The sequence below is a fragment of the Mesorhizobium sp. M0045 genome, from assembly GCF_040323385.1.
Classification (GTDB): domain Bacteria; phylum Pseudomonadota; class Alphaproteobacteria; order Rhizobiales; family Rhizobiaceae; genus Mesorhizobium.
The window spans coordinates 166,052-191,419 of record NZ_JAMYUY010000004.1; the positions used below are offsets into that span (position 1 = coordinate 166,052).

Consider the following 25,368-nt stretch of genomic DNA (forward strand, 5'->3'; position numbering starts at 1 on the left):
CGTTCAATCCCCCACTCAGATCCGGTGTTTTTCGGACACGGCTTCAAGCTCGCCTTCCCTGGACGAGGTCAGCATCTCTTCGGAATAGGTCGTGTCGATCTTGAACCAGTCGTAGAGCATCCACAGCGCGAGCACGATCGAGATGCCCCAGCATGCGTAAGAGAGTGCCACCCACATGACGATGCTTCCCTATCTATTTGTCGCCGAACTTTTCGTCGATGACGTCGCGGTATTCGCGGTCCGATGCGCGGAACAGAAAGATGAAATAGCCGATCAGCACTGCGGCCATGATGATCAGCGTCGGCCAGTCGATGATGTAGTGGAAGCGGTTCTGGATGATGTCGTGCGCGGTTTCCGGCGTGTAGCCGAGCTTTTCCCAGATCGAGGCCATGGTCGGGTTCTGGCCGAGCGCTTCCCACGTCTTGGCGTCGAGCGCGTCGATGGATTTTGCCGCCCCTGCCAGGCCTAGTTTCAGCGGCAGCCACAGCGCGACGAAAATCGCGACCACGACGACGGCGATATCGAAAACCTGTCCGGCCTTGCTCTGTTCGGGTGGTGTATAGCGGGCCATGCGTCTCCCCCTCAGGACTTGCGGTTGCGGTAGGCGTCGGCATTCTTGATGTCGAGGCCGTAGATGAAGTCCTTGTCTTCCTTGTAGTGATTGACCATCGCCAGGATGGCGGCCGTGTTGAAGATCAGCACGGCGGCCGCGGCGACCGCGACGACGAGCTTGATGCCGGCATCGGGGATGTATGGCCATGTCATGAACAGGACAAAGAGGATCGTCGCCCACAGGCAGACGATCAGGAGCATCGATCCACGCACGTCGGAACGGTACAACGCTTCCACGCGCTGTTGCAGGTCGGACATCGGCTTTCCCCTTTTTCAACGCCGGTCCGGACTGGCCGGTCATTGCCCTCTTTCAAGAGAGTGAAATTTTTTTCATAAAATCCGGCCGAATTCTGGAATTGTCAAGACGATTTTACGCGACGTTAACCGTTTGTTTGATCCGCCGAATTTTGCCTGACAATGAAATTATTTGCTTGCGGGTATTGCAGGCTCCCGGCGTTTGCGATCAATATTCGGGCAACGCTCCCGCCGCTGTGCAGGGAGCAGGGGAAAGCAAAAAAGTTTCTTTCGAACGGAGGACAGCGGATGACGGCATCCTGGAGATTTTCGACGCTTGCGGACCGCCATCGCGCGCTCGGCTCGAAGCTCGAGGACTGGAGCGGCATGGGCACCGCCTGGACCTACGACAAGGACGCCGACGAAGAGTACATCGCCATCCGCACCAAGGCCGGCCTGATGGACGTGTCCGGCTTGAAGAAGATCCACATCACCGGGCCGCACGCCTCTCACCTGATCGACCTGGCGACGACGCGCGACGTCGAAAAGATCTATCCCGGCAAGTCGGCCTATGCCTGCATGCTCAACGAGGCCGGCAAGTTCACCGACGACTGCATCCTCTACCGCACCGGCCCGAATTCCTGGATGGTCGTGCATGGCTCGGGCACCGGCCATGAAGAGCTGCAGCGCGCTTCCGTCGGTCGCGACGTGTCGCTGCGCTTCGACGACAATCTGCACGACCTTTCGCTGCAGGGGCCGCTAGCCGTGGATTATCTGGCAAAGCATGTGCCCGGCATTCGCGACCTCAACTATTTCCACCACATGCAGACGCAGTTGTTCGGCTTTCCGGTGATGATCTCGCGCACCGGCTACACCGGCGAGCGCGGCTACGAGATCTTCTGCCGTGGCCAGGACGCCGGCACGATCTGGGACAGGATTCTCGACGAGGGCAAGAGCGCCGGCATCATCCCGTGCCGCTTCACCACGCTCGACATGCTGCGCGTCGAGAGCTACCTGCTGTTTTACCCCTACGACAATTCGCAGAAATATCCGTTTGAGAACGAAGGCCCGGGCGACACGCTGTGGGAGCTTGGTCTCGACTTCACCGTCAGCCCCGGCAAGACGGGCTTCCGCGGTGCCGAGGAGCACTACCGCCTGAAGGGCAAGGAGCGCTTCAAGATATTCGGCGTGCTGCTCGAAGGCAGGGAGCCGGCCGACGAGGGCGCGCCGGTCTATCGCGACGGCAAGAAGGTCGGCGTGGTGACCTGCGCGATGTATTCGCCGCTGGTCAGGAAATCGATGGGCATTGCCCGGCTCGACGTCGACTGCGCGGTCCAGGGCACCCGGCTCGAGATCCGCAACAAGAGCGGCGCCATCAGCGCAACCGCCGAGCCGCTTCCGTTCGACGATCCGAAGAAGACCAAGCGCACGGCGAAAGGCTGAGGCATACTGCGGGTATGGCAGCGAAAAGCATCATCAGCCGCCCGGTCTATGGGACCCTGTCTCCACAGCCCGGCAAGCACCATCTTTTCGTAGCGGACGCAGAGGGAGCGCTGGCGATTACCGATCTTGCCGCCAAGGCACCGGCGGATTTCTTCGGCGGCGCCCACATCATCTTCATTCCCGGCCGCGACGGTAAATATGCCGAGGCGGTCGAAGCACTGAAGCCGGCGCAGCTCTACCTCGGCCATTCCTTCGCCAGTGCCCTGCCGCGGCTGAAGCAGACGCTGGCCAACGCCCATATGGGCCTCAGGCTCTACCTTGCCGGCACCGAAGGGCTGATCGGCCAGGCCATGCAGGCGGCGCTCGAAGCCGGCATCGACCACACCTCGATCCAGACCGAGCATCGCGGCTCGCTGGCGCGCCGCGTGCAGTGCGTCCATTGCAAGGGCATCACCGAGAACGTCACGACGCAGCCGGCAACCTGTTCGCATTGCGGCCTGCTGCTTCTGGTGCGCGACCACTATTCGCGGCGCGTCGCCGCCTTCCAGGGCGTCTGCATCAACGCCGAGGACCGCAGCGAAATTCCTCCGATCGAGGAGGTCTTTCGATGAGCACCGGCACCACCAAACTCGATGTCGTCGTCAGCGATGTCGTCCCGATCAACGAGCTGGTGACGCGCTTTCATTTCCGCAGGCGCGACGGCCAGCTTTTGCCGACCTTTTCCGGCGGCGCCCATGTCGTCGTCGAGATGCGCGATGGCGAACGCACCAGGCTCAATCCCTATTCGCTGATGGGCTCGCCGCTCGATACCCGCGAATACACCATCTCGGTGCGCCGCGACGACGCCGGCCGCGGCGGCTCGCTGTTCATGCACAGGCAGGTCAGGCCGGGCACGGAGATGGTGGTGAGCTACCCCGTCAATCTGTTCTCGCTCGATCTTCGGGCCAGGAAGCATCTGATGCTGGCCGGTGGCATCGGCATCACCCCGTTCATGGCGCAGACCGCGCAGCTGGCGGCGCAAGGCGGCAATTTCGAATTGCATTACGCCTGCCGCACCGCCTCGCTCGGCACCTATGCGGACCTGCTGAGAGAGCGCTACGATCGCCGGGTCAGGCTCTATCACGACGACCGCGACGAGCGCGTCGATCTCGACCGGCTGTTGTCGTCGCAGCCGCTCGGCACGCATCTCTATGTCTGCGGGCCGTCCGGCATGATCGGCTGGGTGCGCGACCGCGCCGCCGCTCTCGGCTGGCCGCCAGAGACCGTGCATTTCGAGCATTTCGCCGCACCCCAGCCCGGCGCGCCCTTCGACGTGACGCTGGCGCTCAGCGGCAAGACGATCCGCGTCGACGAGCAGCAGAGCCTGCTCGAGGCGATCGAGGCGGCCGGCGTCGATCCGCCCTATCTCTGCCGCGGCGGCGTCTGCGGCCAATGCGAGACCAACGTGATTTCGCATGACGGCAAATTCATCCACAACGACCACTGGCTGAGCGAGGAAGACCACCGTTCGGGCTGCAAGATCATGCCTTGCGTCTCGCGCTTCGAGGGCAGGTCGCTGGTGCTGGAAAGATAGGAGGCGAGCTTGGGCATCACCTTTCGCAAGGAAACGTTCCGCGACGACTTCACCTTCAGGAACAGCCCCGAGCACATCAGGCGGTTCCCGTTCCCGTTCCATGAAGACAGCTACATGTATGCGGTCAACATCGAGCCGCATGTCGTCGGGCCGAGGGGCAGCGTGCTGGAGAATTTGATCGACGTCGACGAGCACTATGTCGCCGAGATGCAGGACCGCGCTTTGGTGCTGGCCGAGGATCCGCTGCGCTGCCAGTCGCTGCCGCACATGACGCTGGCCGGCTGGGACCTGCTCGAACTCCTGATGGAGCAGCAGGCGCTGGGCTATCCCGAGCATTTCACGCTGATCCGCGACGGCGATCGCTGGCGCTGGATCAACCGGCCGCTCGGCATCGACGACAGCTTCACCTTCGGCGACGTCTCGACGCTGCCCTATGGACCGATGGAATACATCACCCGCCAGAGCCAGGGCGATTTCTGCATTCTCGACCAGCGCGACGGCAATCTGTGGATGGATGCCGGCATGGTCACCACCCAGGCCGACTGGTCGCTCGATTTCGACATCGGCATGAACTTCTTCGAATGGCACGCGCCGGTGCCGCTGGCGCACGAGAAGGGGATCTTCGTCCGGGCGCTGAAATTCCTCACCAACATCCAGCAGGGTAAGCCGGCGCGCCGGCTGAACTGGACGATGACCATCAATCCGCGCCTCGACACCAGCCCGGAAAATTACCACAAATGGGGCCCGGACCGCGCCACGGTGACGCCGGAAAACGTCGGCGAAAAAGTGCATCTGCGCGTCGAACTGCAGAGTTTCTGGCGGCTGCCGCGCTCGAATGCGATCGTCTTCCCGATCCGCTGTTATCTCATCAAGATGGACGAACTGGTGACGCAGCCGAAATGGGCACGCCGCCTGCACCGCGTCATCCGCGACCTGCCCGACGAACTCGCCAATTACAAGGGCCTGACGCGTTATCGGCCGACCTTGGTCGAATGGCTGTCGAAATTGGATGATGGCAGCCCGACATCGCCGGGCTTCGGGCCGGATTAAAGCTGCCCGCGAAGCTGCTAATCTCCCCCACGAGGGGGGAGATTGGCCAACTCACCCCGCGCTCTGCGGATAGCAGATGATCGACAGATAGCGCATCGGCAGAACGCTCAGCACTTCCGGTCCGTGCGGCGCGTCGGCGTCGAAGAACAGGCTGTCGCCGGGCTTCATCGGGTAGAGATTGCTGCCGTGCCGGTAAACCACCTCGCCCTCGAGCATATAGAGGAATTCCATGCCTTCATGCTGGAAGGTCGGGAACACGTCGGAATCCTCGGTGAGCGTGATCAGATAGGGTTCGACGACGACGCCGCTGGTGTTGGAGCCGATATGGCCGAGCAAATTGTACTGGTGGCCGGCGCGCGTGCCGCGGCGTTCGACGTCGAGGCCTTCGCCGGCCTTGACGAAGACGGCGCTGCGCTCCTCCTCGAAACGGCGGAAGAAGGCGGTGACGGGAACGCCGAGCGCCCGCGACAGCGCCTGCAACGTGGTCAGCGATGGCGAGGTGATGCCGTTCTCGATCTTCGACAGCATGCCGAGCGAAATGTCGGTGGCGGCAGCCAGATCGGCGACGGTGATGCCGAGCTTTTTGCGGAATGCCCGCACCTCGCGGCCGATCGCGACCTCAAGCACTTTTTCGCGGGTGTCGCGAATGGCGTGCGGATTCTGGGTGAGCGGCACGCGTATCTTGCGCGGCTCGATCGCGGCGGGTTTGGCTTTGCCCGCCGCGGCGCCGGCATCTTGCTTCAGACTGGATGCTTTTTTCGCCATTTCGCCACCCCGGACCTTGCCGATTCATTTCACTCACGGTGAACATATTCGGTGCCGATACAGAAGCGCAACTCTCACGGCAAGCCGAATTGCGCAATGACCGGATTTCGCCCGAGCATCCACGTCGTTTAGAAATCCAGCTCGGCGAAGCGCGGTTTCGCGACAAGCCCTGTTGACAGCATCGAAGGGGCAATTACTGTCCTGTCAGTGAAATTTGTTTCGTTAGAGAAATGAGATCTGGAGGCCCGCATGAAACATCGTGTTGCCGTCATTGGAGCCGGGCCGTCCGGCATGGCCCAGCTCCGGGCCTTCAAGTCGGCCGCCGACAAGGGCGCCGATATTCCCGAGATCGTCTGCTTCGAAAAGCAGTCCGACTGGGGCGGCCTGTGGAATTACACCTGGCGCACCGGCCTCGACGAGCACGGCGACCCGGTGCATGGCTCGATGTACCGTTACCTCTGGTCGAACGGGCCGAAGGAATGCCTCGAATTCGCCGACTACACGTTCGAGGAGCATTTCGGCCGGCCGATCGGCTCCTATCCGCCCCGTGCCGTGCTGTGGGACTACATCAAGGGCCGCGTCGAAAAATCGGGTGTGCGTCAATGGGTGCGCTTCAACAGCCCGGTGCGCATGGTCACCTTCTCCGACACGACGAAAAAATTCACCGTCACCGCGCATGACCGCACCAACGACGTCACCTATTCGGAAGAGTTCGACAATGTCGTCGTCGCTTCGGGGCATTTCTCCGTGCCCAACGTTCCCTATTTCGAGGGCTTCTCGACCTTCAATGGTCGCATCCTGCACAGCCACGATTTCCGCGACGCGATGGAATTCAAGGGCAAGGATATCTTGATCATCGGCCGCTCCTATTCGGCCGAGGACATCGGCTCGCAATGCTACAAATACGGCGCCAAATCGATAACCTCGAGCTACCGCTCGAAGCCGATGGGCTTCAAATGGCCGGAGAACTGGAAGGAAGTGCCGCTGCTGCAGAAGGTCGTCGGCAAGACCGCGCATTTCAAGGACGGCAGCACCAAAGACGTCGACGCCATCATCCTGTGCACCGGCTATCTCCACTCGTTCCCGTTCCTCACCGAGGATTTGAAGCTGAAGACCGCCAACCGCATGTGGCCGGACGGGCTCTACGAGGGCGTCGTCTGGGAGAAGAACCCGAAGCTTTTCTATATCGGCATGCAGGACCAGTTCTACACCTTCAACATGTTCGACGCGCAGGCCTGGTTCGCCCGCGACGTCATCATGGGCCGTATCAAGCTGCCGTCGGCCGAAGCAATGGCGGAGCACGGCCGGAAATGGCGGGCACGCGAGGAGACGCTGGAAGACGCCGAGCAGATGATCTGGTTCCAGGGCGACTACACCCGAGAGCTGATGGAGCAGACCGACTATCCGGGCTTCGACGTCGAGGCCGTCAATCGGACCTTCATGGAGTGGGAGCACCACAAGGCGGAAGACATAATGGGCTTCCGCGACCATGCCTACCGCTCGCTGATGACCGGCACGATGGCGCCTTTGCACCATACGCCCTGGCTGCAGGCGATGGACGATTCGATGGAGAGCTATCTCGAGGTGAAAGGCGTGGCGGCGGAGTAGCAGTCCGAACGGCGATTGACTTGCCTCAGACAACTTCCCGCGCCGGGTCGGCTGCCAGCGCCAGGGAATTTGCGACGTGCTCGAGATGCTCCTCGTCCAGGATGCTGGTCGCGACGCGGACGGCGTTCGTTTTTCCGGTCGAAAACTTCGCCCCAGCATGGACCGCGATACCGTGGGCGGCCAGCGTGACCATCGCGTAAGGTTCCGAAGCAACCGGAATGAGGACGCTGAGACCGTGCCCGGCGTCGATCACGACATTGCGTTTGGCCAGTTCGCAGGCGAGCCGTTCGCGGCGGCGGCGGTAGACCTGCTTCGCCCGCTCCACCAGGGCGGCCGTGGCCGGGTCTTGCAGCAGCCAGGCGGTGGCCGCCTGCAGGATGCGGCTGGTCCATCCCGAGCTGAAGCTGCGGTAGGATTGGATCTGCTCGACGATCGTCGCCGATCCGGACAGGACGGCGAGCCGCAGGTCAGGGCCATGGGTCTTGGAATAGGACAGGATGTGGATGACGCGATCGGGAAAACGCCGGCCCAGCGAAATGCGCGGCGCCGAGGCAATATCGCCAACGCCGTCATCTTCGACAATCAACACATCGGTACCGGCGAGCAGGTCGCCGATGACTTCCAGCCGCGCCGGCGACATGCAGGCGCCGGTCACCGAATGGACGCGCGGCTGGAACAGGAACGCGACCGGCCGCTGCCGCAGTGCGCTGGCGAGCGCGTCGGGCAAGGGGCCGTCACCGTCGCAATCCACCGGAATGATCGGTACGTCGAGATCTTCGAGGATGTCCAGCAGGCGAAGCGCCGTCGGGTTCTCGATGGCCACCGGCGCTCCCGGCGGGACCAGCGCATGCAGCAAGGTGTAGATGGCGTTGTAACCGCCATTGGTGGCCAGGAACGCACCGGGATCGTACGGCCATGACGGGCGCACTGCGGCCTCCAGCTCGGGCAGGATACGCACCCGCTCGTAGCTGTTGAGCTTTTCGGCGCGCGCACCATGCGCCAGCGCGATGTCGAGCGGCGGCAAGAGCCTCACATCGGGCTCCGCGATCGCCAGGTTCAGAACATCCTGTCCGTAATTGCCGCCGCTCATGTGGCGCTCGGGGCGGGCGGCAAAGCGGTTGCCCATGATCCAGGTGCCGTTGCGTCCGCGGCCGCCGATGATCTTGTAGCGCCGCAACTCGCTCCACGCCTGCGAGACCGTCGCCGGGCTGACGCCGAGCACATAGGCCAGATCGCGCACCGGCGGAAGTTTCGCGCCGACGGGCAGCGCGCCGCTTCTGATCAGCGCACTGGTCTCGCGCGCGATGCCGCGCATCGTGCGGTCGCCAAGGCGTTCAGCGAACCATCCTGCATCGAAATCCATCGGCATCGGCGACCGTTGAAGCTAATGTTCAATAACGTAATAACATTTGATCGGCAGAAAATAAACATTTACCAATCGCTGAAGTTCATGCCGATGGCCGTTTCCATCACTATAGCCACCCGCGATTGGGACTATCTCACTCCCTTGGTCCTGGGTGACGTCGCCTCCAGCCGCCTGTCGGTGAAGGTTGATCGTGTCGCCACGCTAATCGCGGATCTCGGCACCGATCCGAACTACGATGCGGCGGAGGTCTCGTTCAGCCGTTATGTGTCGGCCATGGCGTCGGGCCGGGATACGGTGGTTGGAATACCGTGCTTCATCATGCGCGGCTTTCGCCATCGCTGTATCATCACGGTCGAGGAAAGTCCGCTGGAGCAGCTTTCCGACCTTGCCGGCAAACGTATCGGCGTCACCGGCTGGCGCGATTCCGGCAACACGTGGACGCGCGGGGCGCTTCGCCGGGAGGGCGTCGGCATCGAGGATGCCTATTGGTTTGCCGGCCGGTTGACATCCGAGCACCCGATCGCCGACCGCCTCGACGGATTCGGCAGGCCGGGGCGCATCGAAGCAGCACCGGGCGAGCGCCCGATGATGGAGCTGCTGGCGCAAGGCGAGCTCGACGCCGTTTTCACGCCCTTCATGCCGGACGGCTTTTTCGGCCCGGCTTCCGGCTTCCGGCAAGTGCTGCGCGATTTTCGCGCGGCCGAACGCGCCTATTTCGCCGACGTCCGTTATGTGCCGGGCATGCATCTGGTCGCTGTCAAGGCTGCAATGGCCAGGGAACATCCCTGGCTGCCGCAGGAACTCGCCAGGCTGATCGACGAAAGCCAGCGCGTCTGGACGGCAAAGCGCCGAAAATATGCCGACACCTCGCCGTGGATCCTCGAGGAGCTGCTTCATGCGGGGCGCGACCTGCCTGCCTCCTGGAACGCCAGCGGCCTGCCTGCCAACCGGCGCATGATCGAGGATTTCGTCATCGAGCTCCATGCCCAGGGCATTCTGACGGAACCGATTTCCGCCGAAGCCTTGTTTCCTTTCGAGGCCAGGTCGCGGGCCACCGCAGCCTGACAACGCAACGAAGAACACGAAGGAGAATGCCATGAGGACAATCAGCTTCATATTCGCCTCGCTCGTCACCATGCTGGCGCAGGCCAGCTTTGCCCAGGATATCCAAAAGCAATCGGTGAACGAAGACTTGCGCGCCCGGCTGCCGGAAGAGATCCGCACGGCGGGAAAGATCACGGCTGTCAACAACGGCTCGTTTCCGCCCTATGAGATCGTCACTGGCACCGAACTGTCCGGGGCGACGAAGGACATTTCGGACGCTATAGGCCAGCTGCTCGGCGTCGAGGTCGACCATGCCTCGGTCGCCGGCCTGCCGGCTTTGCTGAGCGGCATCAACGCCGGCCGCTATCAGTTCGCGATGGGGCCTGTCGGCGACTATCCCGACCGCCAGAAGTCCAACGACTTCATCGATTGGGTGCGCGAATACGTCGTCTTCGCCGTCGAGAAGGGCAACCCGCAAGGCATCACCTCGCTCGACACCGCGTGCGGCAAGCGCATTGCCGTGATGTCGGGTGGCTCGGCCGAAAAGGTTATCAAGCAGCAGGCGCAGAAATGCACCGAGGGCGGCAAGCCGGCCGTCGAGGTGCAATCCTTCACCGACCAGCCAAGCTCGATACTGGCCGTCCGGTCGAAACGCTCCGATGCATTCTTCTCCTCGCAGGCGCCGCTGACCTATTTCGTCGAGCAGGCGAAGGGCCAGCTGGAACTCGCCGGGGTCGGCCAGGCCAATGGCTTCAAGGACATCTACCAAGGCGCCGTCGTCAAGAAGGGTTCGCCGCTGGGCGGCGTGCTGCTCGACGCCTTCAAGATCCTGATGAAGAACGGCACCTACGCCGCGGTGATGAAGAAGTGGGGCCTCGAGAAGAACATGATCGACGCGCCCGGCATCAACCAGGGCCAGTAGAGGCTGCCATGACCGACGCGACCGCCGCCTACGCGGCCGGGCTGCCGCGACGTCCCGACGACGCGCTGCGCGACGTCAAACGAGCCCACCGGCCATTCCCGCTCGTCCGGCTGGCGCTCTGGGCATTCACCGTCGCCATCGCCGCCGGCTTCGCCTATATCGTCGCGGTCAACCCGAATTTCGGCTGGCCGGTGGTCGCCCAGTATTTCTTCGATCCGACGGTCATGCAGGGGCTTTCCGTAACGCTCGGCCTGACGGTCGTGGCGATGATCCTGGGTATCGTGCTCGGCCTGCTGCTCGCCATCGCGCGCATGTCGAACGACAGGCTGGCATCCCATCTCTCCGGCCTGTTCATCTGGTTCTTCCGCGGAACGCCGCTGCTGGTGCAACTGATCCTGTGGTACAACCTTTCGACGCTGTTTCCGCGCATTTCCATCGGCTTCGCCAGCTGGAACACCAACGATCTGATCACGCCTTTGACGGCCGCGGTCCTTGGTCTGGCGCTGAACGAGGCCGCCTACATGGCCGAGATCATTCGTGGCGGGCTGCTGTCGGTGGACAAGGGACAGGCCGAAACGGCTGAAGCCTTCGGCATGACCCGCGCGCGGGCCTTGCGGCGCATCATCATCCCGCAGGCGATGCGATCGATCGTGCCGCCGACCGGCAATCAGCTGATCAGCATGATCAAGGCGACGTCGCTTGTCAGCGTCATCGCCATGGCCGACCTGCTCTACTCGGTGCAGTCGATCTACAACCGCACCTTCGAAATCATTCCGCTGCTGATGGTTGCAGTGCTGTGGTACCTGCTGATCACCTCGGTTCTCAACGTGGCGCAAGGCGCGATCGAACGCCACTACAGCCGCGGCGACCGCGGCGCCCGTGAGAAGACGGCCACCGCCACACTGGAGGCCGCCAATGAGCGCGCATGACACGCCCCTGGTCAGGGCGCGCAACGTTCACAAGGCGTTCGGCCCGCTCGAAGTGCTGAAGGGCATCGACCTGGACGTCGCGCCTGGCGAGGTGGTGGTCATTCTCGGACCGTCCGGCTCCGGCAAATCAACCTTCCTGCGATGCATCAATCATCTGGAGGCGATCGACCAAGGGTCGATTGAGGTGGACGGCGAGCAGATTGGCTACCGGCTGCACAACGGCCGGCTCGACAAACTCTCCGACCGGGCGATCGCGGCGCAGCGGCGCAAGATCGGCATGGTGTTCCAGCAGTTCAACCTCTATCCACACATGACGACCCTGCAGAACGTCATCGAGGCTCCGGTCGGCGTTCACCGGGAGAACCGCAAGGAGGCGATCGGCTACGCCCGCGAACTGCTGACCCGTGTCGGTCTCGCCGACAAGATCGACGCCTATCCGCGCCAGCTTTCAGGCGGCCAGCAGCAGCGCGTCGCCATCGCCCGCGCGCTCGCCATCCGCCCGAAATTGATGCTCTTCGACGAGCCGACGTCGGCGCTCGATCCGGAACTGGTCGGCGAGGTGCTCGCCACCATGCGCGATCTCGCCAAGCAGGGCTTGACCATGATCGTCGTCACGCACGAGATCGGCTTTGCCCGCGAGGCGGCGGATCGGGTGGTGTTCATGGACGACGGCAATGTGATCGAGGCCGGGCCTCCGGACGAGGTTCTCGCCAAACCCAGGCACCCGCGCACGCGGGCCTTTTTAAGCCGTTTCATCTGACAGCAAAGCCGGCACGATTACGTGCTCGGCAAAGGACCTCCCATGCCAAAGACCTCCAACCAGTTCGCCGACATTTCCGACTTCGCCGACAAGGCCGCCGAGCTTGCGGCGGTTCGCCAGCACCTGCACGCGCATCCCGAGCTTTCATTCCAGGAGCACGAAACGGCTGCATACGTTGCCGAACGGCTCGAAGGCTGGGGCTACGAGGTGACGCGCAATGTCGGCGGGCTCGGCGTCGTCGGCCGCTTGCGCCAGGGCAGCGGCCGCAGCATCGCCATCCGCGCCGACATGGACGCCTTACCGATTACCGAAGCGACCAATCTCCCTTATGCCAGCCAGGCCAGCGGCAAGATGCACGCCTGCGGCCATGACGGCCACACCACGATGCTGCTCGGCGCCGCCGAATACCTGGCGCGCACGCGGCATTTTAACGGCACGGTGAACCTCATCTTCCAGCCGGCCGAGGAAGCCGGCAAGGGAAGCGGGGCGCAGGCGATGATCGCCGACGGCCTGTTCGAGCGCTTTCCCTGCGATGCGATATTCGGGCTGCATAACCATCCGGGCGCGCCGACGGGTTCGTTCCTGATGCGCGCCGGGCCGCTGATGGCGGCGAGCGATACCGTCACGATCAAGATAATCGGGCGTGGCGGCCACGCCTCGCGTCCGCACCTGACGGTCGACCCGATCGTCGCTGCCGCCAACATCGTCATGACCCTGCAGACGGTGGTGTCGCGCAACGTCAACCCCATCGAGACGGCTGTCGTTACCGTCGGCACCATTCACGGCGGCACGGCCTCCAACGTCATCCCGGAACACGCCGAAATCACGCTGAGCGTCCGCTCCTTCTCGGCCGAAATCCGCGACACGCTCGAGCAGCGCATTCGCAGCATCGCGGCACTTGTGGCGCAGGCGCATGGCGCAACGGTCGAGATCGATTACGAGCGCGGCTACCCGGTGGTGATCAATTCCGAGGGCGAGACGTCCTTCGCGACAGACGTCGCTGTCGAGCTCGTCGGTCAGGACAAGGTGTCTGTCTGCCCGTTGATCCCCGGCAGCGAAGATTTTTCTTATTTCCTCGCACACAAACCCGGTTGCTTCCTTCGCCTCGGAAACGGCGAGGATTCAGCCATCCTGCATAGCTCGAAATACGATTTCAACGACCGCAATCTGACCGTCGGCGCAGCGCTCTGGGCTCGATTGACCGAGAGATTCCTGGCCATTTGATTCACATCTGCGGCTTGGATTGTCGATCGGCCGGTCGAGCAGAATTGGGGCGACCGGCCGCGCGACTATCGTCAACCAACTCTCACCGCATTCCGCCTCTTCGAATAGGATAAGAGTTTCGCTCTCAGACGAACAAAAAGTCGCTCGTCGTCAGCGTGTTCGTAAAGTTTGCGAGAGTAACTTGATCGACTCCCGCAGTAATGATGGTGTCGGTTCCAGTTTGCGCAATAGTGAGATCATCGAACGATTGCACGCCCTCCACGCCGCTAAACACGATAGTGTCGCCTTGGGTCTGGCTGAAATCGTAGATGGTGTTTTGGGTTCCGACCGTCATGGAACCATCGTCCTTGAATATGAATTGGTCTCTGCCGCCCTGAGCCAACTCGCTCAGTTGCCCGTCGCCCCACATGTCATTGATGACCGTGCAGCCGGGTGCCGCGCTCCCGGCGTACAGGGTATCGTTTCCGCCCTTGGCCGAACCGGACATTTGCAGAGCGTCGCCGCACAGGAAGTTACGGACCTGGCCGCTTTCGCTGTTCTGGCCCCCAGTAAGAATGTCGTTGCCGCCCTGGGCGGAACCGGACATAGAGCGCGCGTCGCCATATAACTCGTTTAGAACATCAGGAAAGGCGCTTTTGTCCCCGCCAGTCAGGGTATCATTGCCGCCCACAGCGCTGCCGAGCATCGTGACCGCATCGCCATACCCCAAATTATGAGTGCCTTGCAGCACGGCCACGTCGTCGCCCCCAAGCGCGTGATCGAACATACTGCCGCCCGCGTCCCCGTAGAACGTTATCTCCGAGCCACCCGCGCTCGTGAAAGTGTCGTTGCCGCCCGCGGCGAAACCGGAAAGATCACCGCCCGCATCGCCATAAAGAGTTTTGCTCCCGATCTCCCCACCCAGGTCCGTATAGTGGTCGTCGCCGCCCTGAGCATGGTCAGACATGTTGCCGCCGGCGTCACCGAAGAAGGTGTTGGTGGAAAAGAAGCTACCCGTGAAGGTATCGTTGCCACCCTTGCTGTAGGCCGACATATCGCCGCCGGCATCGCCGTAGAAAGTGTTGAAGGAGTCGGTCCTGCTCGTGAAATTGTCGTCGCCGCCTTGCGCATTGCCGGACATGTTGCTGCCCGCGTCACCGTAGAAAATGTTATTGGCTTCTATCGAGCCCTGGAAGGTGTCGTTGCCGCCCTTGCCATGATCGGACATCTCGCCGCCCGCGTCACCGTAAAAGATGTGATCGGCTCCTTGTCGAGTGCTGGTCACGAAAATGTCGTCGCCGCCTTGAGCAAAGCCGAACATGTTGCCGCCGGCGTCGCCGTAGAATGTGTTGTCTACCCGTCTACCCACTTCACTGCTCAACGTATCGTTGCCGCCCTTGCTGTGGTCCGACATATCGCCGCCGGCATCGCCGTAAAAAGTGTTGGAGGAGTCGCCCTCGGCGGTAAAACTGTCGTCGCCGCCCTGAGCATGGACGAACATGTTGCCGCCGACGTCACCGTAGAAGATGTACGTGCCTAGCGAGGCGCCTGTGAAACTGTCGTTGCCGCCCTTGCTGTGGTCCGAGCCATCCTCGCCGGCATCTCCGTACGCAGTGGTGGTGGAGGATGGCGGCCCCGTGAAGGTGTCGTTGCCGCCTCTTGAGAAATCGAGCAGGCTGCCGCCAGCATCGCCGATTAAGATGTTTGTATTTAGATCGCCTGCGAGGACGTCATCGGTGCCCCGTTGACGATCTACTAGATCACCGGGAGTAAAGGGAACGCGTATAGCCATTGTTCGCTCTCCTGTTGAGCCTGCCCGTCCGATGACAGCCGTACGATTTGAGGCAACAGCGAGCAATCATCCCGAATGGCTATATCTTTAGGCGTAGGGATCGGTGCCTCGTTAACGGCGCGCTTGGCGGCAGCTTCCTGACGCCGTCCTATTCCGGACTATCCCAGCCTTGCGCGAGCCTTCGCCGTCCAGGCGTTGAACAGCCGGTCGGCGACGATGCCGATGAAGGCAATGGCCAGGCCGGCGACGATGCCGCGGCCGGAATCGGCCTTGGACAGGGCGATGAACACCTCCTGGCCGAGATCGCGGGTGCCGACCATGGCGCAGATGATGATCATCGCCAGTGCCATCAGGATCGTCTGGTTGACGCCAAGCATGATCTCTGGAAGGGCCAGCGGCAGCTGCACGCGAAAGAAGGTCTGCCGCCTGGTGCAGCCGGACACCTTCGCCGCCTCGATCAGCGCCGGCGGCACCTGCCGGATGCCGTGATTGGTGTAGCGGATCGCCGGCACCACGGCGAAGGCGACGGTGGCGATCATCGCGGTGACGTCGCCGACCCTGAACAGCATCACCACCGGAATGATGAAGCAGAACGACGGCAGCACCTGCAGCGTGTCGATGACCGGCGTGACGGCCTTTTCGAAGCGGTCGCTGCGCGATGCCATCAGCCCGATCGGAATGCCGATGAGGCAAGCGATAAAGGCCGAGATGCCGCACAAATAGACCGTCGCCATGGTCTTTTCCCAAAGGCCGGTGACGGCGCAGAACGCTGTCAATGCCGCGACCAGGGCGGCGAGGCGGAAGCCGCCGAGCTGGTATCCGGCAACGCCAAGGAGACAAACCGCGCCCAGCCACGGAAAGCCCTCGCAGAAGGCGCGCACCGGGTTCAGCACGTTGACGATAAGCGCCACGCGGAACGCTTCGATTGTGTCGAAGAAGTTGATGGTGATCCAGTTCACCGCCGCCTTCCACAAAGGCGCGGTGGTGAAGGTGATCGCCTTCGGCACCGCGGCGAAGGCCGGCACGAACAGGCCGAGCAGCGTGGTGACGGCGAGAACGGCGACGGCCAGCGTCAAGTTGGGATAACGCCGCCAGAAGCTGGTGCCGGCCTGATGGCGGACGTTGCCCTTGGCGTGATTGTGGGCGATCGCCTGGCTCAGCCGGTCGAGTGCAATCGCCAGTGCGACGATGGCGAGGCCAGCTTCCATCGCCTCGCCGACCTTGAGTGCGCGCAACGCCAAAAGCACGTCATAGCCGAGCCCACCGGCGCCGATCATCGAGGCGATGATCACCATATTGAGCGCCAGCATGATGACCTGGTTGACGCCGACCATCAATGTAGGCCGCGCCGACGGCAACAGCACCCGCCACAGCTTCTGCCGTGCCGTGCAGCCGGCCATCTCGCTGAAATCCTCGATCTCCGACGGCACCCGCGACAGGCCGAGCATCGTCGCCCGCACCATTGGCGGCGTCGCGAAAATTGCCGTCGCGATCATTGCCGAGACCGGGCTGTTGCCGAACAGAAGCAGCATCGGGATGAGATAGGCGAAGGTCGGGATCGTCTGCATCAGATCGAGGGCAGGAGAGATCAACAGCCTCTCCACCCAAGGCTTGCGCCATGCCCAGATGCCGGCGAACAGCCCGGTGACAATGCAAAACGGCACGGCGATCGAGATTAAGCCCAGCGTCAGCATGGCGCTGGTCCACTGCCCGAACAGCGCGATGTAGAGAAAACAGCCGCCGGCCAGCGCACCCAGCTTCCAGCCGCCGGCGGCGCGTCCGGCAAGGTAGGCGGCAGCGCAGACGCCGACCCAGGACAGGCGCGGCAACACGACCATATCGGCGCCATGGCCGATCTTGAAATTCTTGGCCAGAAGAGCGAGCGCGGAATCGAGCGGCACGCCGAGCACCGCGGTGATCGAACGGGTCAGCCAGGAGAAATTCGACTTCACCCAGTTCATCAGCGCACCGACCCAGTCTGCGACAGGAACGATCGCGCCGGCCGGGTAATCGACCGCCCAGGGCAGGCTTTCCTGCAGCAGGAAGACGACAAGCACGGCGGCGAGCGCGCAGGCCCAGATCGCCAGCCAGGTTTGAACCGGCCGGGGCCTCGCTGTGCTGGCGCTTGCCGTGACCGTCATGCGCCGGCCCCACGACGTTCTATGCCGACGAGAAGATCGATCACCGCCTGCGGCGTGACCTCGCCGATCGGCTTGCCGGTGCCGTTGACCACCGCGAAGGGCTTGCCGGCAGAGACGATATCAGCCGAAAAACTTGATATCTTGGCATCCGGCGCGACCGTGCCGCCGTACTCGGCGCCGTCGCAGGCGCGCATCAGGCTGCGCGCCGATATCACTTTGGCGCGATCGACATCGCGGGTGAATTCGGCGACATAGTCGGTCGCCGGATTGACGACCAGCTCTTCCGGCGTGCCGATCTGGATGACCTCGCCGTCCTTCATGATGGCGATCCGGTCTGCCAGCCGGATGGCCTCGTCGAAATCATGGGTAATGAAGACGATCGTCTTGTGCAGCATGGTCTGCAGCCGCATCAGCTCGTCCTGCATCTCACGGCGGATCAGCGGATCGAGGGCCGAGAACGGCTCGTCGAGGAACCAGATTTCCGGCTTCGTGGCGAGGCTGCGGGCGATGCCGACACGCTGCTGTTGTCCGCCGGAAAGCTCGCGCGGATAGAAATGCTCGCGGCCGCGCAAGCCGACCAGCTCGATCACCTCACGGGCCCGCTTCTCGCGCGTCGGCCGGTCCTGTCCCTGGATGCCCAAGGGAAAGGCGATGTTCTCCAGTACGTTGAGATGCGGCAGCAAGGCAAAATTCTGGAACACCATGCCCATGCGGTGGCGTCGCAGCTCGATCAGCGCGGCATCGGAAATCTTGAGCAGGTCCTTGCCTTCAAACTCGACCTTGCCGTGGGTCGGCTCGATCAGCCGCGACATGCAGCGCACCAGCGTCGACTTGCCTGACCCCGAAAGTCCCATGATGATGAAGATCTCGCCCTGGCGGATTTCGAGATCGACGGCGCGCACCGCCCCAACCAGTCCGGCCGCGGCGATGTCCGTCATGCTGGCCTTGCCGTCGCGCCGGCGGATGAAATTGGCCGCGTCCGCCCCAAACAGCTTCCAGACATTGCGGCAGGCAAGCTTTATCGGGCGTGCATCGTTGCCGGCTTTCGCCGCCTGTTCAATCGTATCGCTCATTCAATCGTCCTTCTGGAATAGGGGATCGAGACCCGGCCCTGAGTGGCCGGGTCGTCGCGTTTCCAGTCAGACGGTCACTCGGCCCAGGCTTTCCAGTCGGCTTCGTGGGCGGCGATCCAGGCGGCGGCGACGTCTTCCGGCGTCTTGCCTTCGAGATCGATCTCGCCGCTCATCTTGTTGAGCTCGTCGGTATCGACCGTGTAGTTTTTCGCGACCTTGTAGGCGACCGGCCATTTGTCCTTCATGCCGGCCCAGGAATATTTCCAGATCTCGCCATGCGGCTTGCCGCAGTCATATTTGGCATCGGGGTTCACGCCCCATTTCGGGTCGTTGTAGCATTCCGGCGTATAGTCGGGGAATTCGACCCATTCGCCCTTGTATTTGGCCGGCGCCCAATGCGGCGAATAGATCCACAGCATGATCGGCGCCTTGCGCTGATAGGCCGAGTCCAGTTCGGCGAACATCGCCGCATCAGTGCCGGCATGGATGACGGTGAAGGGCAGTTTCAGCGCCTCGACGCGTTCGTCGTCAAAACCTTCCCATGTCACGGGTCCGCCGAGATAACGCCCCTTCGGCGCGGTTTCGGCGGTCGAAAAGGCCTCGGCGCATTTCGGGTCTTTCAGCGCTTCCCAGTTCGGCAGGCCGGGGCATTTCTCTTTCATATATGCGGGAAACCACCATTCTTCCTTGGCCTTGGGTCCGAGCTTGCCGAGGCGTTCGGTCTGGCCCGTCGCGTCCGAGGCCTTCATCGCCTCGCCGGCCGTCGTGTCCCAGAATTCCAGGCCGACATCGATGTCGCCATTGGTCAGGCCGGTGGTCAGGCTGGAGAGATAGTCGGCGGTCGGGTACTCGACGGTGTAGCCGAGCTTTTCGAGGATGCCGCCGAGGATCTTTGCGTTCAGATTGACGCTGGTCCAGTCGAACAGCGCGATCTTGATCGGGTCGTTGGATTCCGGCGCTGCCGCATGGGCCGAAGACGTCAGCGCGCTCGCCGCGGTAAGTATTAAGGCTCCCATTGAGAAACTCGAAATCATGTTCCGAAGTGACATGCTTGTTCTCCTGTCAAGCTCTGGTGAAGTTATCGTTCGTTCCCTTCTTGCGTCTTTTTTTGATTGTGTTGGAAAAGCTGGTCGTTGCGCAAGGGCGTTGGCGCCAGATTGCTGCCGGCGCTGAAGCGGCGCAGAGCGGATGATGCCCAATTTTGTGAAGATGTGCCGGAGAGGACCGTGTCATGGCTGCTGATGGATTGCTGCCAAGGCAGTCCGCGGATCGATCGCCGGTCTGGCGGCGCTCTGAAAGATGCGAGCCATCAAGGTCCCATGATCTCAGCTGTCGGCCTGGCGAACCCATCTCGCCAGAGCCGTTTCATGGGATGAAATTATATATACCAACATTCATGTCTCGCAACGCGTAATGCCGTCACGGTCATGCAATTCGGACAGGGCACTGCCGCCCGAGTATCCTCACGACATGATCAGGCCGCCATCGACATTGATGGTCTGGCCGGTGATGTAGGCCGCATCGTCGCTGGCGAGAAAGCTGACCAGGCCGGAGACATCCTCGCCGCTGCCGGCGCGGCCCATCGGGATGTTCTTCACCCATTCGGCCATCAGTTCGCCGGGCTTGTAATCGCCCATCAGCTTGCCCCACGCCGCATCGTTATAGGCCCACATGTCGGTGTCGATGATGCCGGGGCAGATCGCGTTGACGGTGATCTTCTCCTTTGCCACTTCCTTGGCCAGGCTCTGGGTGATGCCGACGACGCCGAATTTCGAGGCCGCATAATGCGGCGTGTAGATAAAGCCCTGCCGCGCCTGGCCGGATGCGGTGTTGATCAGCCGGCCGCCGTCGCCGTGCTTGCGGATGCGCGCGATCGCCTCCTGGCAGCACAGGAACACGCCCTTGGTGTTGACCGCCATCACCTTGTCCCATTCGGCCTCTGTCATCGCCTCGACCCTGGCGATGGTGATGACACCGGCATTCTGTACGGAGATGTCGACGCGGCCGAACTGTTGCTCGGCCAGGTCATAGAGGGCGACGACCTCGTCCTTCCTGGTCACGTCCATGCGCAGCGATGCGACCCTGGCGCCCGCAGCCTTCAGGTCGGCGGCAACCTCATCGACGCGCGCGTCGATGGCGCTGACGACGACCGCCGCACCTTCCGCGGCGAAGCGCCTGGCCATTGCCGCCCCAATGCCGCCGCTGGCGCCGGTGATGACCGCCGTTTTTCCCTGGAATCGCTTCTGCATCTTTTCTCCTACCAGCACACGAAGCCGCCATCGACGATCAGGTCGATGCCGGTGACGAAACTCGAGGCGCGGCTGGCCAGGAACACGGTCGGGCCGACCATTTCTTCTGGCGCCGCCATGCGGCCCATCGGCGTGTCGCGCTCGAAGATTTTGACCTGGTCGGCGACCTCAGGTCGCTTGTTCATCGGCGTCAGCGTGTAGCCGGGGCTGACGACATTGACGCGCAGGCCGCGATCGGCCCATTCCATGGCCAGGCTCTTCGACATGTGGATGACCGCGGCCTTCGACGAATTGTAATGCGCCTGTGTCAGGCCGCGATTGACGATCGAGCCCGACATCGAGGCGATGTTGATGATCGAGCCTTTGCGCCGCGTCAGCATGGCGCGGGCCTCGGCCTGGCAGGACAGGAACACGCCGCTGACATTGACGCCGTAGAGCTTCTGCCATTTCTCCAGCGACAGCGTCTCCGCCGGCTCAGCTCCGGCGACGCCGGCATTGTTGACGGCGACCGTCAGCGCGCCGAGTTCCTTCTCCGTACGCTCGATCGCGGCCGCGAGATCGGCCGCTGAAGTCACCGTGCCGTTCAGCACCAGCGCCTTGCGGCCAAGTGCCGTGATCCGGTGCGCGGTCTCCTCCAGCCCGCCTTTGGAGGCGTGGCCGAAGCAGGCTATGTCGGCGCCGGCCTCGGCCAAGCCGATGGCGATTGCTTGGCCGATGCCGCTGCCGGCGCCCGTAACAAGTGCCACGTCACCATGAAGTTCGAATAGTTTCATCGTCGGTCCCTCTGTTCCAACCGCCGTCCTCCGGAAATAAAGGGGCGCCAACTCTGTTGCTGGCGCCCCGCGCGGTCTGGTGCACGGGAGGATACCACCTGCTGCGCTTTGTTTCGATGGGCCGTCCTAGCTCGTGGCGAGTTCCATCACGGCGACATTGCTCGCTTCGTTGCGGTCGAGAATGCCGCGTTGCCGGCCGCGGCTCAGCACCAGCACGCGATGCGACAGGCCGAGCACTTCCTCGAGATCGGAACTCACCACCACCACCGCCATGCCGGAACGGGCAAGGTCGGCGATGACATCATAGATCGCGGCGCGTGCACCGACGTCTATGCCGCGCGTCGGCTCGTCCAGGATGAACACCTTGGGCGGGCGCGACACCCATTTGGCGATGATCACCTTCTGCTGGTTGCCGCCGGAGAGCTTGCTGACCGCCTGGTTCGGCCGGCCCTTGACGCCGAGCCGGCGAATGCCGGCCTCGGCGAATTTCTGCACCGCCTTCGGGAACACCCAGCCATTCGGCGCGACATGGTCGAAATTGCCGATCGCCAGGTTCTCGCCGATCGTCTGGTCGAGCACCACGCCTTGCGCCTTTCGGTCTTCCGGTACGAGAACGACGCCGGCCTTGATCGCCGCCGCCGGGCCATTGAGATGCACCGGCTTGCCGGCGACGCGCACCGAACCCGATGAGATCGGATCGGCACCGGCGATCGCCCGCACCAGCTCCGTGCGTCCGGCGCCGATCAGCCCGGCAATGCCGAGGATTTCGCCGGCCCGCACTGAAAAGCTGACATTTTGAAAGCTGCGTTCCGGCGAGGACAGGTTCTCGACTTCGAGCAGCGTGCCGTTGCCCGGCGCCGATACCGTAGGGAACATCCGCTCGACGCTGCGGCCGACCATCTGCTCGACCACGGTGCGCACCGGAATGTCGGCGCGCTCGTGCCGGGCGACGATGCGCCCGTCGCGCATCACCACCACGCGGTCGGCGATTTGGGCGATCTCGTCCAGCCGGTGGCTGATATAGATGAAGGACATGCCTTCCGCCTTGAGCTTGCGGATTTGCTGGAACAGGAGCTCCGTTTCCTCGCCGCCAAGGGCGGCCGTCGGTTCGTCGAAGATCAGCAGCTCGGCATTGAGCGTCAGCGCCTTGGCGATTTCGACCTGCTGCTGGGCGGCGATACGCAGCGTGCGCACTTTGCGCTCGGGCGAGACATCGAGGCCGAGGCGCTTCAACTGGGCCGATGCCCGTGCATTCATTGCCGCGCGGTCGATGCGGCCGCCACGCATCGGCAGGCGCCCCACATAGACGTTTTCGGCGACCGACAGATCGGGCAAGAGCTTCAGCTCCTGGTGGATCATGCCGATGCCGGCGTCGATCGCCGCGGCAGGATTGGCGGGGGAATAAGGGTTCCCCCGCCAGGTGATGGTGCCGGCATCGGGTTTCGTCGACCCGGCGATGATGTTCGAGACGGTCGACTTGCCGGCGCCGTTTTCGCCAAGCAGCGCCACGACCTCGCCCGGCCGCACCTCGAAGCTCGCATCGGCCAGGACCTGCACCGGCCCGTAGCTCTTGCAGAGGCCGCTGACGACGAGCCCGTTATGGGGGCTGTGCGTATGGCGAGGATCGGTGGACATCGTTGCGCTCGCTGACTGCCGGACTGGTCTTAATCAGGGATGCTTGGCGATGAACTGCTCGACATTGTCCTTGGTGGTCAAAGTCGCATCCTGCAGCTGTTCGGCGGGAATGGTCTCGCCGGCCACCAGCTTGATTGCCGCGTCGACGGCAAGCCGGCCCATGCCTTGCGTCTGCTGCGTTGCCGTCACGTCGAAGACGCCGTCCTTCAGTGCCTTGAGCGCCGCCACGTCGCCGTCGAAGCCGGCAACCCAGACCTTGTGGCCGGGATTGGCGACCTTTACCGCCTGCGCCGCACCGAGCGCCAGCGCGTCGGCCTGGCCGATGACGATCGACACATCCGGATGCGACTGCAACAGATCCTGCGTCAGCTTGAAGCCTTCGTCCTGGTGCCAGCCTTCGCTCCACAATTCGCCGACCACCTTGATGTCGGGATAGCCCTTCAACGCTTCGCCGCAGCCCTTCGAGCGATCGACCTCGGGCGTCGTACCCTTCTGGCCGTGGATGATGATCAACTCGCCCTTGCCGCCGGCCTGCTTGGCGATGTAGTCGCAAACCGCCTTGGCCGATGCCACGCTGTTGGTGGCGATGAAGGTGTCGCCGGGTGCGCCGTCGGCGTTGCGATCGACATTGATGACTGGGATGCCGGCCGCCTTGGCCGTCTTGGTCGGCACGGTGGCGGCGGTGGCGCCGGCCGGAATGTAAATCAGCGCATCGATGTTCTGCGTGATCAGGTCCTGCACCTGGCTGACCTGGGTCGCCGAATCGCCCTTGGCATCGACGGTAACGACCTCGATGCCCTTTTCCTTGCCATAGGCTTCGACGGACTGCTTGATCTGGTTGAAGAAGTCGGCCTGCAGATTGGCGACGGCGAGGCCGAGCTTCTTGGCCTCCTTGGCCGAGGCCATATCGGACAGGCCAAGCAGCGGGATGACGGCCGCGGCGGCAAGCAGCAATGAACGTTTGGTCAGCATGTTATTCCTCCGTTGATGTTCAATCTGTCCTGCCCGCGCATCGCGGCGCCCCTTGGCCGAACAACTCCCAGTTTCGGATCACCGATCCGTTTTCGCCCGAATATCCGGGTGAATCTCATTGAGCCCCATTCTTCATTGTGCCCATTCTTCATTGTGCTCGGCGCCGCCAGGTGTCGGTGGCCACCGCCAGCGCGATCACCACGCCGATAACCACTTGCTGGATGAAGGGCGAGACACCGAGCAAGTTCAGCCCGTTGCGCAGCACGCCGATGATGAGGACGCCGATGGCGGTGCCGCCGATCGAACCGACGCCGCCCGACAGGCTGGCGCCGCCGATCACTACCGCCGCGATGGTGTCGAGTTCGTAGCCGAGGCCGGAGCTCGGTTGGACGGAATCGAGCCGCGCGGCAAGCACGATGCCGGCGAGACCGGCCAGCACGGCGCAGATCGCATAGGCCCAGTTCGTCAGCGACTTGACCGGTATGCCGGACAGCCGGGCGACTTCGGCACTGCCGCCGATTGCGTACAGACTACGGCCGGTGGCGCGGTAGTTGAGGAAGATCGCGAAAATGACGGCAAGCACGATCATCAGCCCGACGGTGATCGAGAGGAAGCCAAAATGGCGGATGATCGAAAGGCTGGTGAACCAGTCGGGAAAGCCGACGATCTGCGAGCCGTCGGTGATCATGTTGGCGAGACCGCGCGCCACCGACATCATCGCCAACGTGGCGATGAAGGGCGGCAGCTTGGTGATCGTGACCAGCAGGCCCGAAACCAGGCCGCAAAGACCGGCGACGACGAGGGCCGCGGCGATGCCGGCGGGCAGGCCGAGATTGAGATAGTCCGGATGGGCGACGAAGCCCATCACCATGGAAGCCAGTGCCAGCACCGAGCCGACGGACAGGTCGATGCCGCCGATCAGGATGACCAGCGTCATGCCGATCGCCATGATGCCGAGCACGGTGACCTGGTCGAGCACGTTGAGGATGTTGCGGATGGTCAGGAACGTGTCGGTAGTCAGCGAGAGCGCCAGGCACAGCAGAACCAGCCCGATCAGCGGACCCATGGTTCCGGCAAAGACAGCTGAAAACCTTGCGCCCGCCGTAGCCTGCGCGCCAGAGCCTGCCTTCAACTCGCCTGCCTTCAAATTGCTTGTGTCGTTGCTCACAGCCACTTTGTCTCCTCCACAGCAATCCGGCGCTGCATCACCGCGCCACTTTGCTC

The 25,368-nt window shown here is 62.9% G+C and carries 24 protein-coding genes; 10 read left to right on the plus strand and 14 right to left on the minus strand.

Features of this window, described 5'->3' with window-relative positions; genetic code table 11:
• Nucleotides 1-15: 15 nt before the first annotated feature.
• From NKJ72_RS08080 to NKJ72_RS08090, 3 genes are read right to left on the minus strand one after another with little or no spacing between them, the layout of a single operon-like run.
• The gene (locus NKJ72_RS08080; RefSeq protein ID WP_023673991.1) at nt 16-177 is read right to left on the minus strand and encodes a hypothetical protein; all 162 of its coding nucleotides are present in this window, start codon (nt 175-177) and stop codon (nt 16-18) included.
• Between the two features lie 16 nt (nt 178-193).
• Nucleotides 194-571, minus strand: a complete 378-nt coding sequence (locus NKJ72_RS08085; protein ID WP_023673992.1) for a hypothetical protein — start codon at nt 569-571, stop codon at nt 194-196.
• Between the two features lie 11 nt (nt 572-582).
• The gene (locus tag NKJ72_RS08090) at nt 583-870 is read right to left on the minus strand and encodes a hypothetical protein (RefSeq protein WP_352476575.1); all 288 of its coding nucleotides are present in this window, start codon (nt 868-870) and stop codon (nt 583-585) included.
• Between the two features lie 285 nt (nt 871-1,155).
• On the opposite strand from NKJ72_RS08090, the gene NKJ72_RS08095 reads away from it, so the two are divergent.
• From NKJ72_RS08095 to NKJ72_RS08110, 4 genes are read left to right on the plus strand one after another with little or no spacing between them, the layout of a single operon-like run.
• Complete coding sequence (locus NKJ72_RS08095) at nt 1,156-2,289, plus strand: aminomethyl transferase family protein (RefSeq protein WP_352476576.1); 1,134 nt, start codon at nt 1,156-1,158, stop codon at nt 2,287-2,289.
• Nucleotides 2,290-2,303: 14 nt separating this feature from the next.
• On the plus strand, nt 2,304-2,900 hold the full coding sequence (locus NKJ72_RS08100) for a dimethylamine monooxygenase subunit DmmA family protein (protein ID WP_352476577.1): 597 nt from the start codon (nt 2,304-2,306) through the stop codon (nt 2,898-2,900).
• Nucleotides 2,897-3,862, plus strand: coding sequence for a PDR/VanB family oxidoreductase (locus tag NKJ72_RS08105; protein ID WP_352476578.1), 966 nt, complete (start codon nt 2,897-2,899; stop codon nt 3,860-3,862). Before NKJ72_RS08100 ends, NKJ72_RS08105 begins: the two co-directional genes overlap by 4 nt.
• Nucleotides 3,863-3,871: 9 nt before the next feature.
• The gene (locus NKJ72_RS08110; protein WP_352476579.1) at nt 3,872-4,912 is read left to right on the plus strand and encodes a heme-dependent oxidative N-demethylase family protein; all 1,041 of its coding nucleotides are present in this window, start codon (nt 3,872-3,874) and stop codon (nt 4,910-4,912) included.
• 51 nt (nt 4,913-4,963) lie between these two features.
• On the opposite strand, the gene NKJ72_RS08115 is transcribed toward NKJ72_RS08110, so the two are convergent.
• Nucleotides 4,964-5,677, minus strand: coding sequence for a helix-turn-helix domain-containing protein (locus NKJ72_RS08115; RefSeq protein WP_352476580.1), 714 nt, complete (start codon nt 5,675-5,677; stop codon nt 4,964-4,966).
• 249 nt (nt 5,678-5,926) lie between these two features.
• On the opposite strand from NKJ72_RS08115, the gene NKJ72_RS08120 reads away from it, so the two are divergent.
• On the plus strand, nt 5,927-7,285 hold the full coding sequence (locus NKJ72_RS08120) for a trimethylamine monooxygenase (RefSeq protein ID WP_352476581.1): 1,359 nt from the start codon (nt 5,927-5,929) through the stop codon (nt 7,283-7,285).
• Nucleotides 7,286-7,310: 25 nt separating this feature from the next.
• Here NKJ72_RS08120 and NKJ72_RS08125 read toward each other — a convergent pair whose 3' ends face one another.
• Nucleotides 7,311-8,600: an aminotransferase-like domain-containing protein gene (locus NKJ72_RS08125; RefSeq protein ID WP_502901835.1), complete on the minus strand. Its 1,290-nt coding sequence runs from the start codon at nt 8,598-8,600 to the stop codon at nt 7,311-7,313.
• A gap of 141 nt (nt 8,601-8,741) precedes the next feature.
• Between NKJ72_RS08125 and NKJ72_RS08130 the strand changes: the two genes are divergently transcribed.
• From NKJ72_RS08130 to NKJ72_RS08150, 5 genes are all read left to right on the plus strand, one after another.
• Nucleotides 8,742-9,716, plus strand: coding sequence for a substrate-binding domain-containing protein (locus NKJ72_RS08130; protein WP_352476583.1), 975 nt, complete (start codon nt 8,742-8,744; stop codon nt 9,714-9,716).
• Between the two features lie 70 nt (nt 9,717-9,786).
• Complete coding sequence (locus NKJ72_RS08135) at nt 9,787-10,617, plus strand: ABC transporter substrate-binding protein (protein ID WP_502901838.1); 831 nt, start codon at nt 9,787-9,789, stop codon at nt 10,615-10,617.
• 8 nt (nt 10,618-10,625) lie between these two features.
• On the plus strand, nt 10,626-11,546 hold the full coding sequence (locus tag NKJ72_RS08140) for an amino acid ABC transporter permease (RefSeq protein WP_352476585.1): 921 nt from the start codon (nt 10,626-10,628) through the stop codon (nt 11,544-11,546).
• Nucleotides 11,533-12,306, plus strand: coding sequence for an amino acid ABC transporter ATP-binding protein (locus NKJ72_RS08145; RefSeq protein ID WP_254820753.1), 774 nt, complete (start codon nt 11,533-11,535; stop codon nt 12,304-12,306). Before NKJ72_RS08140 ends, NKJ72_RS08145 begins: the two co-directional genes overlap by 14 nt.
• 42 nt (nt 12,307-12,348) lie before the next feature.
• Nucleotides 12,349-13,530, plus strand: a complete 1,182-nt coding sequence (locus NKJ72_RS08150) for a M20 aminoacylase family protein (protein ID WP_352476586.1) — start codon at nt 12,349-12,351, stop codon at nt 13,528-13,530.
• Between the two features lie 124 nt (nt 13,531-13,654).
• Here NKJ72_RS08150 and NKJ72_RS08155 read toward each other — a convergent pair whose 3' ends face one another.
• From NKJ72_RS08155 to NKJ72_RS08195, 9 genes are all read right to left on the minus strand, one after another.
• Nucleotides 13,655-15,301 carry a calcium-binding protein gene (locus NKJ72_RS08155; RefSeq protein WP_352476587.1) on the minus strand — a complete coding sequence of 549 codons (1,647 nt, stop codon included), beginning with the start codon at nt 15,299-15,301 and terminating at the stop codon, nt 13,655-13,657.
• A 158-nt stretch (nt 15,302-15,459) separates the two neighbouring features.
• Nucleotides 15,460-17,442 carry an ABC transporter permease gene (locus NKJ72_RS08160; protein ID WP_352476588.1) on the minus strand — a complete coding sequence of 661 codons (1,983 nt, stop codon included), beginning with the start codon at nt 17,440-17,442 and terminating at the stop codon, nt 15,460-15,462.
• Nucleotides 17,439-18,515, minus strand: a complete 1,077-nt coding sequence (locus NKJ72_RS08165; RefSeq protein ID WP_352476589.1) for a quaternary amine ABC transporter ATP-binding protein — start codon at nt 18,513-18,515, stop codon at nt 17,439-17,441. The genes NKJ72_RS08160 and NKJ72_RS08165 overlap by 4 nt, the downstream gene beginning before the upstream one ends.
• Nucleotides 18,516-18,589: 74 nt before the next feature.
• A complete protein-coding gene (locus tag NKJ72_RS08170) occupies nt 18,590-19,564 on the minus strand; it encodes an ABC transporter substrate-binding protein (RefSeq protein ID WP_352476590.1) in 975 nt (324 codons plus the stop codon).
• Nucleotides 19,565-19,978: 414 nt separating this feature from the next.
• Nucleotides 19,979-20,764 (minus strand): SDR family oxidoreductase, encoded by a 786-nt coding sequence (locus NKJ72_RS08175; protein ID WP_352476591.1) that lies wholly within the window; start codon nt 20,762-20,764, stop codon nt 19,979-19,981.
• A gap of 8 nt (nt 20,765-20,772) precedes the next feature.
• Nucleotides 20,773-21,537, minus strand: a complete 765-nt coding sequence (locus tag NKJ72_RS08180) for an SDR family oxidoreductase (RefSeq protein WP_352476592.1) — start codon at nt 21,535-21,537, stop codon at nt 20,773-20,775.
• A gap of 126 nt (nt 21,538-21,663) precedes the next feature.
• Complete coding sequence (locus NKJ72_RS08185) at nt 21,664-23,172, minus strand: sugar ABC transporter ATP-binding protein (RefSeq protein WP_352476593.1); 1,509 nt, start codon at nt 23,170-23,172, stop codon at nt 21,664-21,666.
• A 33-nt stretch (nt 23,173-23,205) separates the two neighbouring features.
• Nucleotides 23,206-24,144: a sugar ABC transporter substrate-binding protein gene (locus NKJ72_RS08190; protein WP_254820381.1), complete on the minus strand. Its 939-nt coding sequence runs from the start codon at nt 24,142-24,144 to the stop codon at nt 23,206-23,208.
• Nucleotides 24,145-24,292: 148 nt separating this feature from the next.
• The gene (locus tag NKJ72_RS08195) at nt 24,293-25,276 is read right to left on the minus strand and encodes an ABC transporter permease (protein ID WP_502901839.1); all 984 of its coding nucleotides are present in this window, start codon (nt 25,274-25,276) and stop codon (nt 24,293-24,295) included.
• Nucleotides 25,277-25,368: the final 92 nt, after the last annotated feature.

Bases quoted from the DNA above. Each gene is read 5' to 3' on its own strand.
- NKJ72_RS08080 (WP_023673991.1), bottom strand. From the start codon at position 177: ATGTGGGTGGCACTCTCTTACGCATGCTGGGGCATCTCGATCGTGCTC.
- NKJ72_RS08085 (WP_023673992.1), bottom strand. From the start codon at position 571: ATGGCCCGCTATACACCACCCGAACAGAGCAAGGCCGGACAGGTTTTC.
- NKJ72_RS08090 (WP_352476575.1), bottom strand. From the start codon at position 870: ATGTCCGACCTGCAACAGCGCGTGGAAGCGTTGTACCGTTCCGACGTG.
- NKJ72_RS08095 (WP_352476576.1), top strand. From the start codon at position 1,156: ATGACGGCATCCTGGAGATTTTCGACGCTTGCGGACCGCCATCGCGCG.
- NKJ72_RS08100 (WP_352476577.1), top strand. From the start codon at position 2,304: ATGGCAGCGAAAAGCATCATCAGCCGCCCGGTCTATGGGACCCTGTCT.
- NKJ72_RS08105 (WP_352476578.1), top strand. From the start codon at position 2,897: ATGAGCACCGGCACCACCAAACTCGATGTCGTCGTCAGCGATGTCGTC.
- NKJ72_RS08115 (WP_352476580.1), bottom strand. From the start codon at position 5,677: ATGGCGAAAAAAGCATCCAGTCTGAAGCAAGATGCCGGCGCCGCGGCG.
- NKJ72_RS08120 (WP_352476581.1), top strand. From the start codon at position 5,927: ATGAAACATCGTGTTGCCGTCATTGGAGCCGGGCCGTCCGGCATGGCC.
- NKJ72_RS08125 (WP_502901835.1), bottom strand. From the start codon at position 8,600: ATGCGCGGCATCGCGCGCGAGACCAGTGCGCTGATCAGAAGCGGCGCG.
- NKJ72_RS08130 (WP_352476583.1), top strand. From the start codon at position 8,742: ATGGCCGTTTCCATCACTATAGCCACCCGCGATTGGGACTATCTCACT.
- NKJ72_RS08135 (WP_502901838.1), top strand. From the start codon at position 9,787: ATGCTGGCGCAGGCCAGCTTTGCCCAGGATATCCAAAAGCAATCGGTG.
- NKJ72_RS08140 (WP_352476585.1), top strand. From the start codon at position 10,626: ATGACCGACGCGACCGCCGCCTACGCGGCCGGGCTGCCGCGACGTCCC.
- NKJ72_RS08145 (WP_254820753.1), top strand. From the start codon at position 11,533: ATGAGCGCGCATGACACGCCCCTGGTCAGGGCGCGCAACGTTCACAAG.
- NKJ72_RS08150 (WP_352476586.1), top strand. From the start codon at position 12,349: ATGCCAAAGACCTCCAACCAGTTCGCCGACATTTCCGACTTCGCCGAC.
- NKJ72_RS08155 (WP_352476587.1), bottom strand. From the start codon at position 15,301: ATGGCTATACGCGTTCCCTTTACTCCCGGTGATCTAGTAGATCGTCAA.
- NKJ72_RS08160 (WP_352476588.1), bottom strand. From the start codon at position 17,442: ATGACGGTCACGGCAAGCGCCAGCACAGCGAGGCCCCGGCCGGTTCAA.
- NKJ72_RS08165 (WP_352476589.1), bottom strand. From the start codon at position 18,515: ATGAGCGATACGATTGAACAGGCGGCGAAAGCCGGCAACGATGCACGC.
- NKJ72_RS08170 (WP_352476590.1), bottom strand. From the start codon at position 19,564: ATGTCACTTCGGAACATGATTTCGAGTTTCTCAATGGGAGCCTTAATA.
- NKJ72_RS08175 (WP_352476591.1), bottom strand. From the start codon at position 20,764: ATGCAGAAGCGATTCCAGGGAAAAACGGCGGTCATCACCGGCGCCAGC.
- NKJ72_RS08180 (WP_352476592.1), bottom strand. From the start codon at position 21,537: ATGAAACTATTCGAACTTCATGGTGACGTGGCACTTGTTACGGGCGCC.
- NKJ72_RS08185 (WP_352476593.1), bottom strand. From the start codon at position 23,172: ATGTCCACCGATCCTCGCCATACGCACAGCCCCCATAACGGGCTCGTC.
- NKJ72_RS08190 (WP_254820381.1), bottom strand. From the start codon at position 24,144: ATGCTGACCAAACGTTCATTGCTGCTTGCCGCCGCGGCCGTCATCCCG.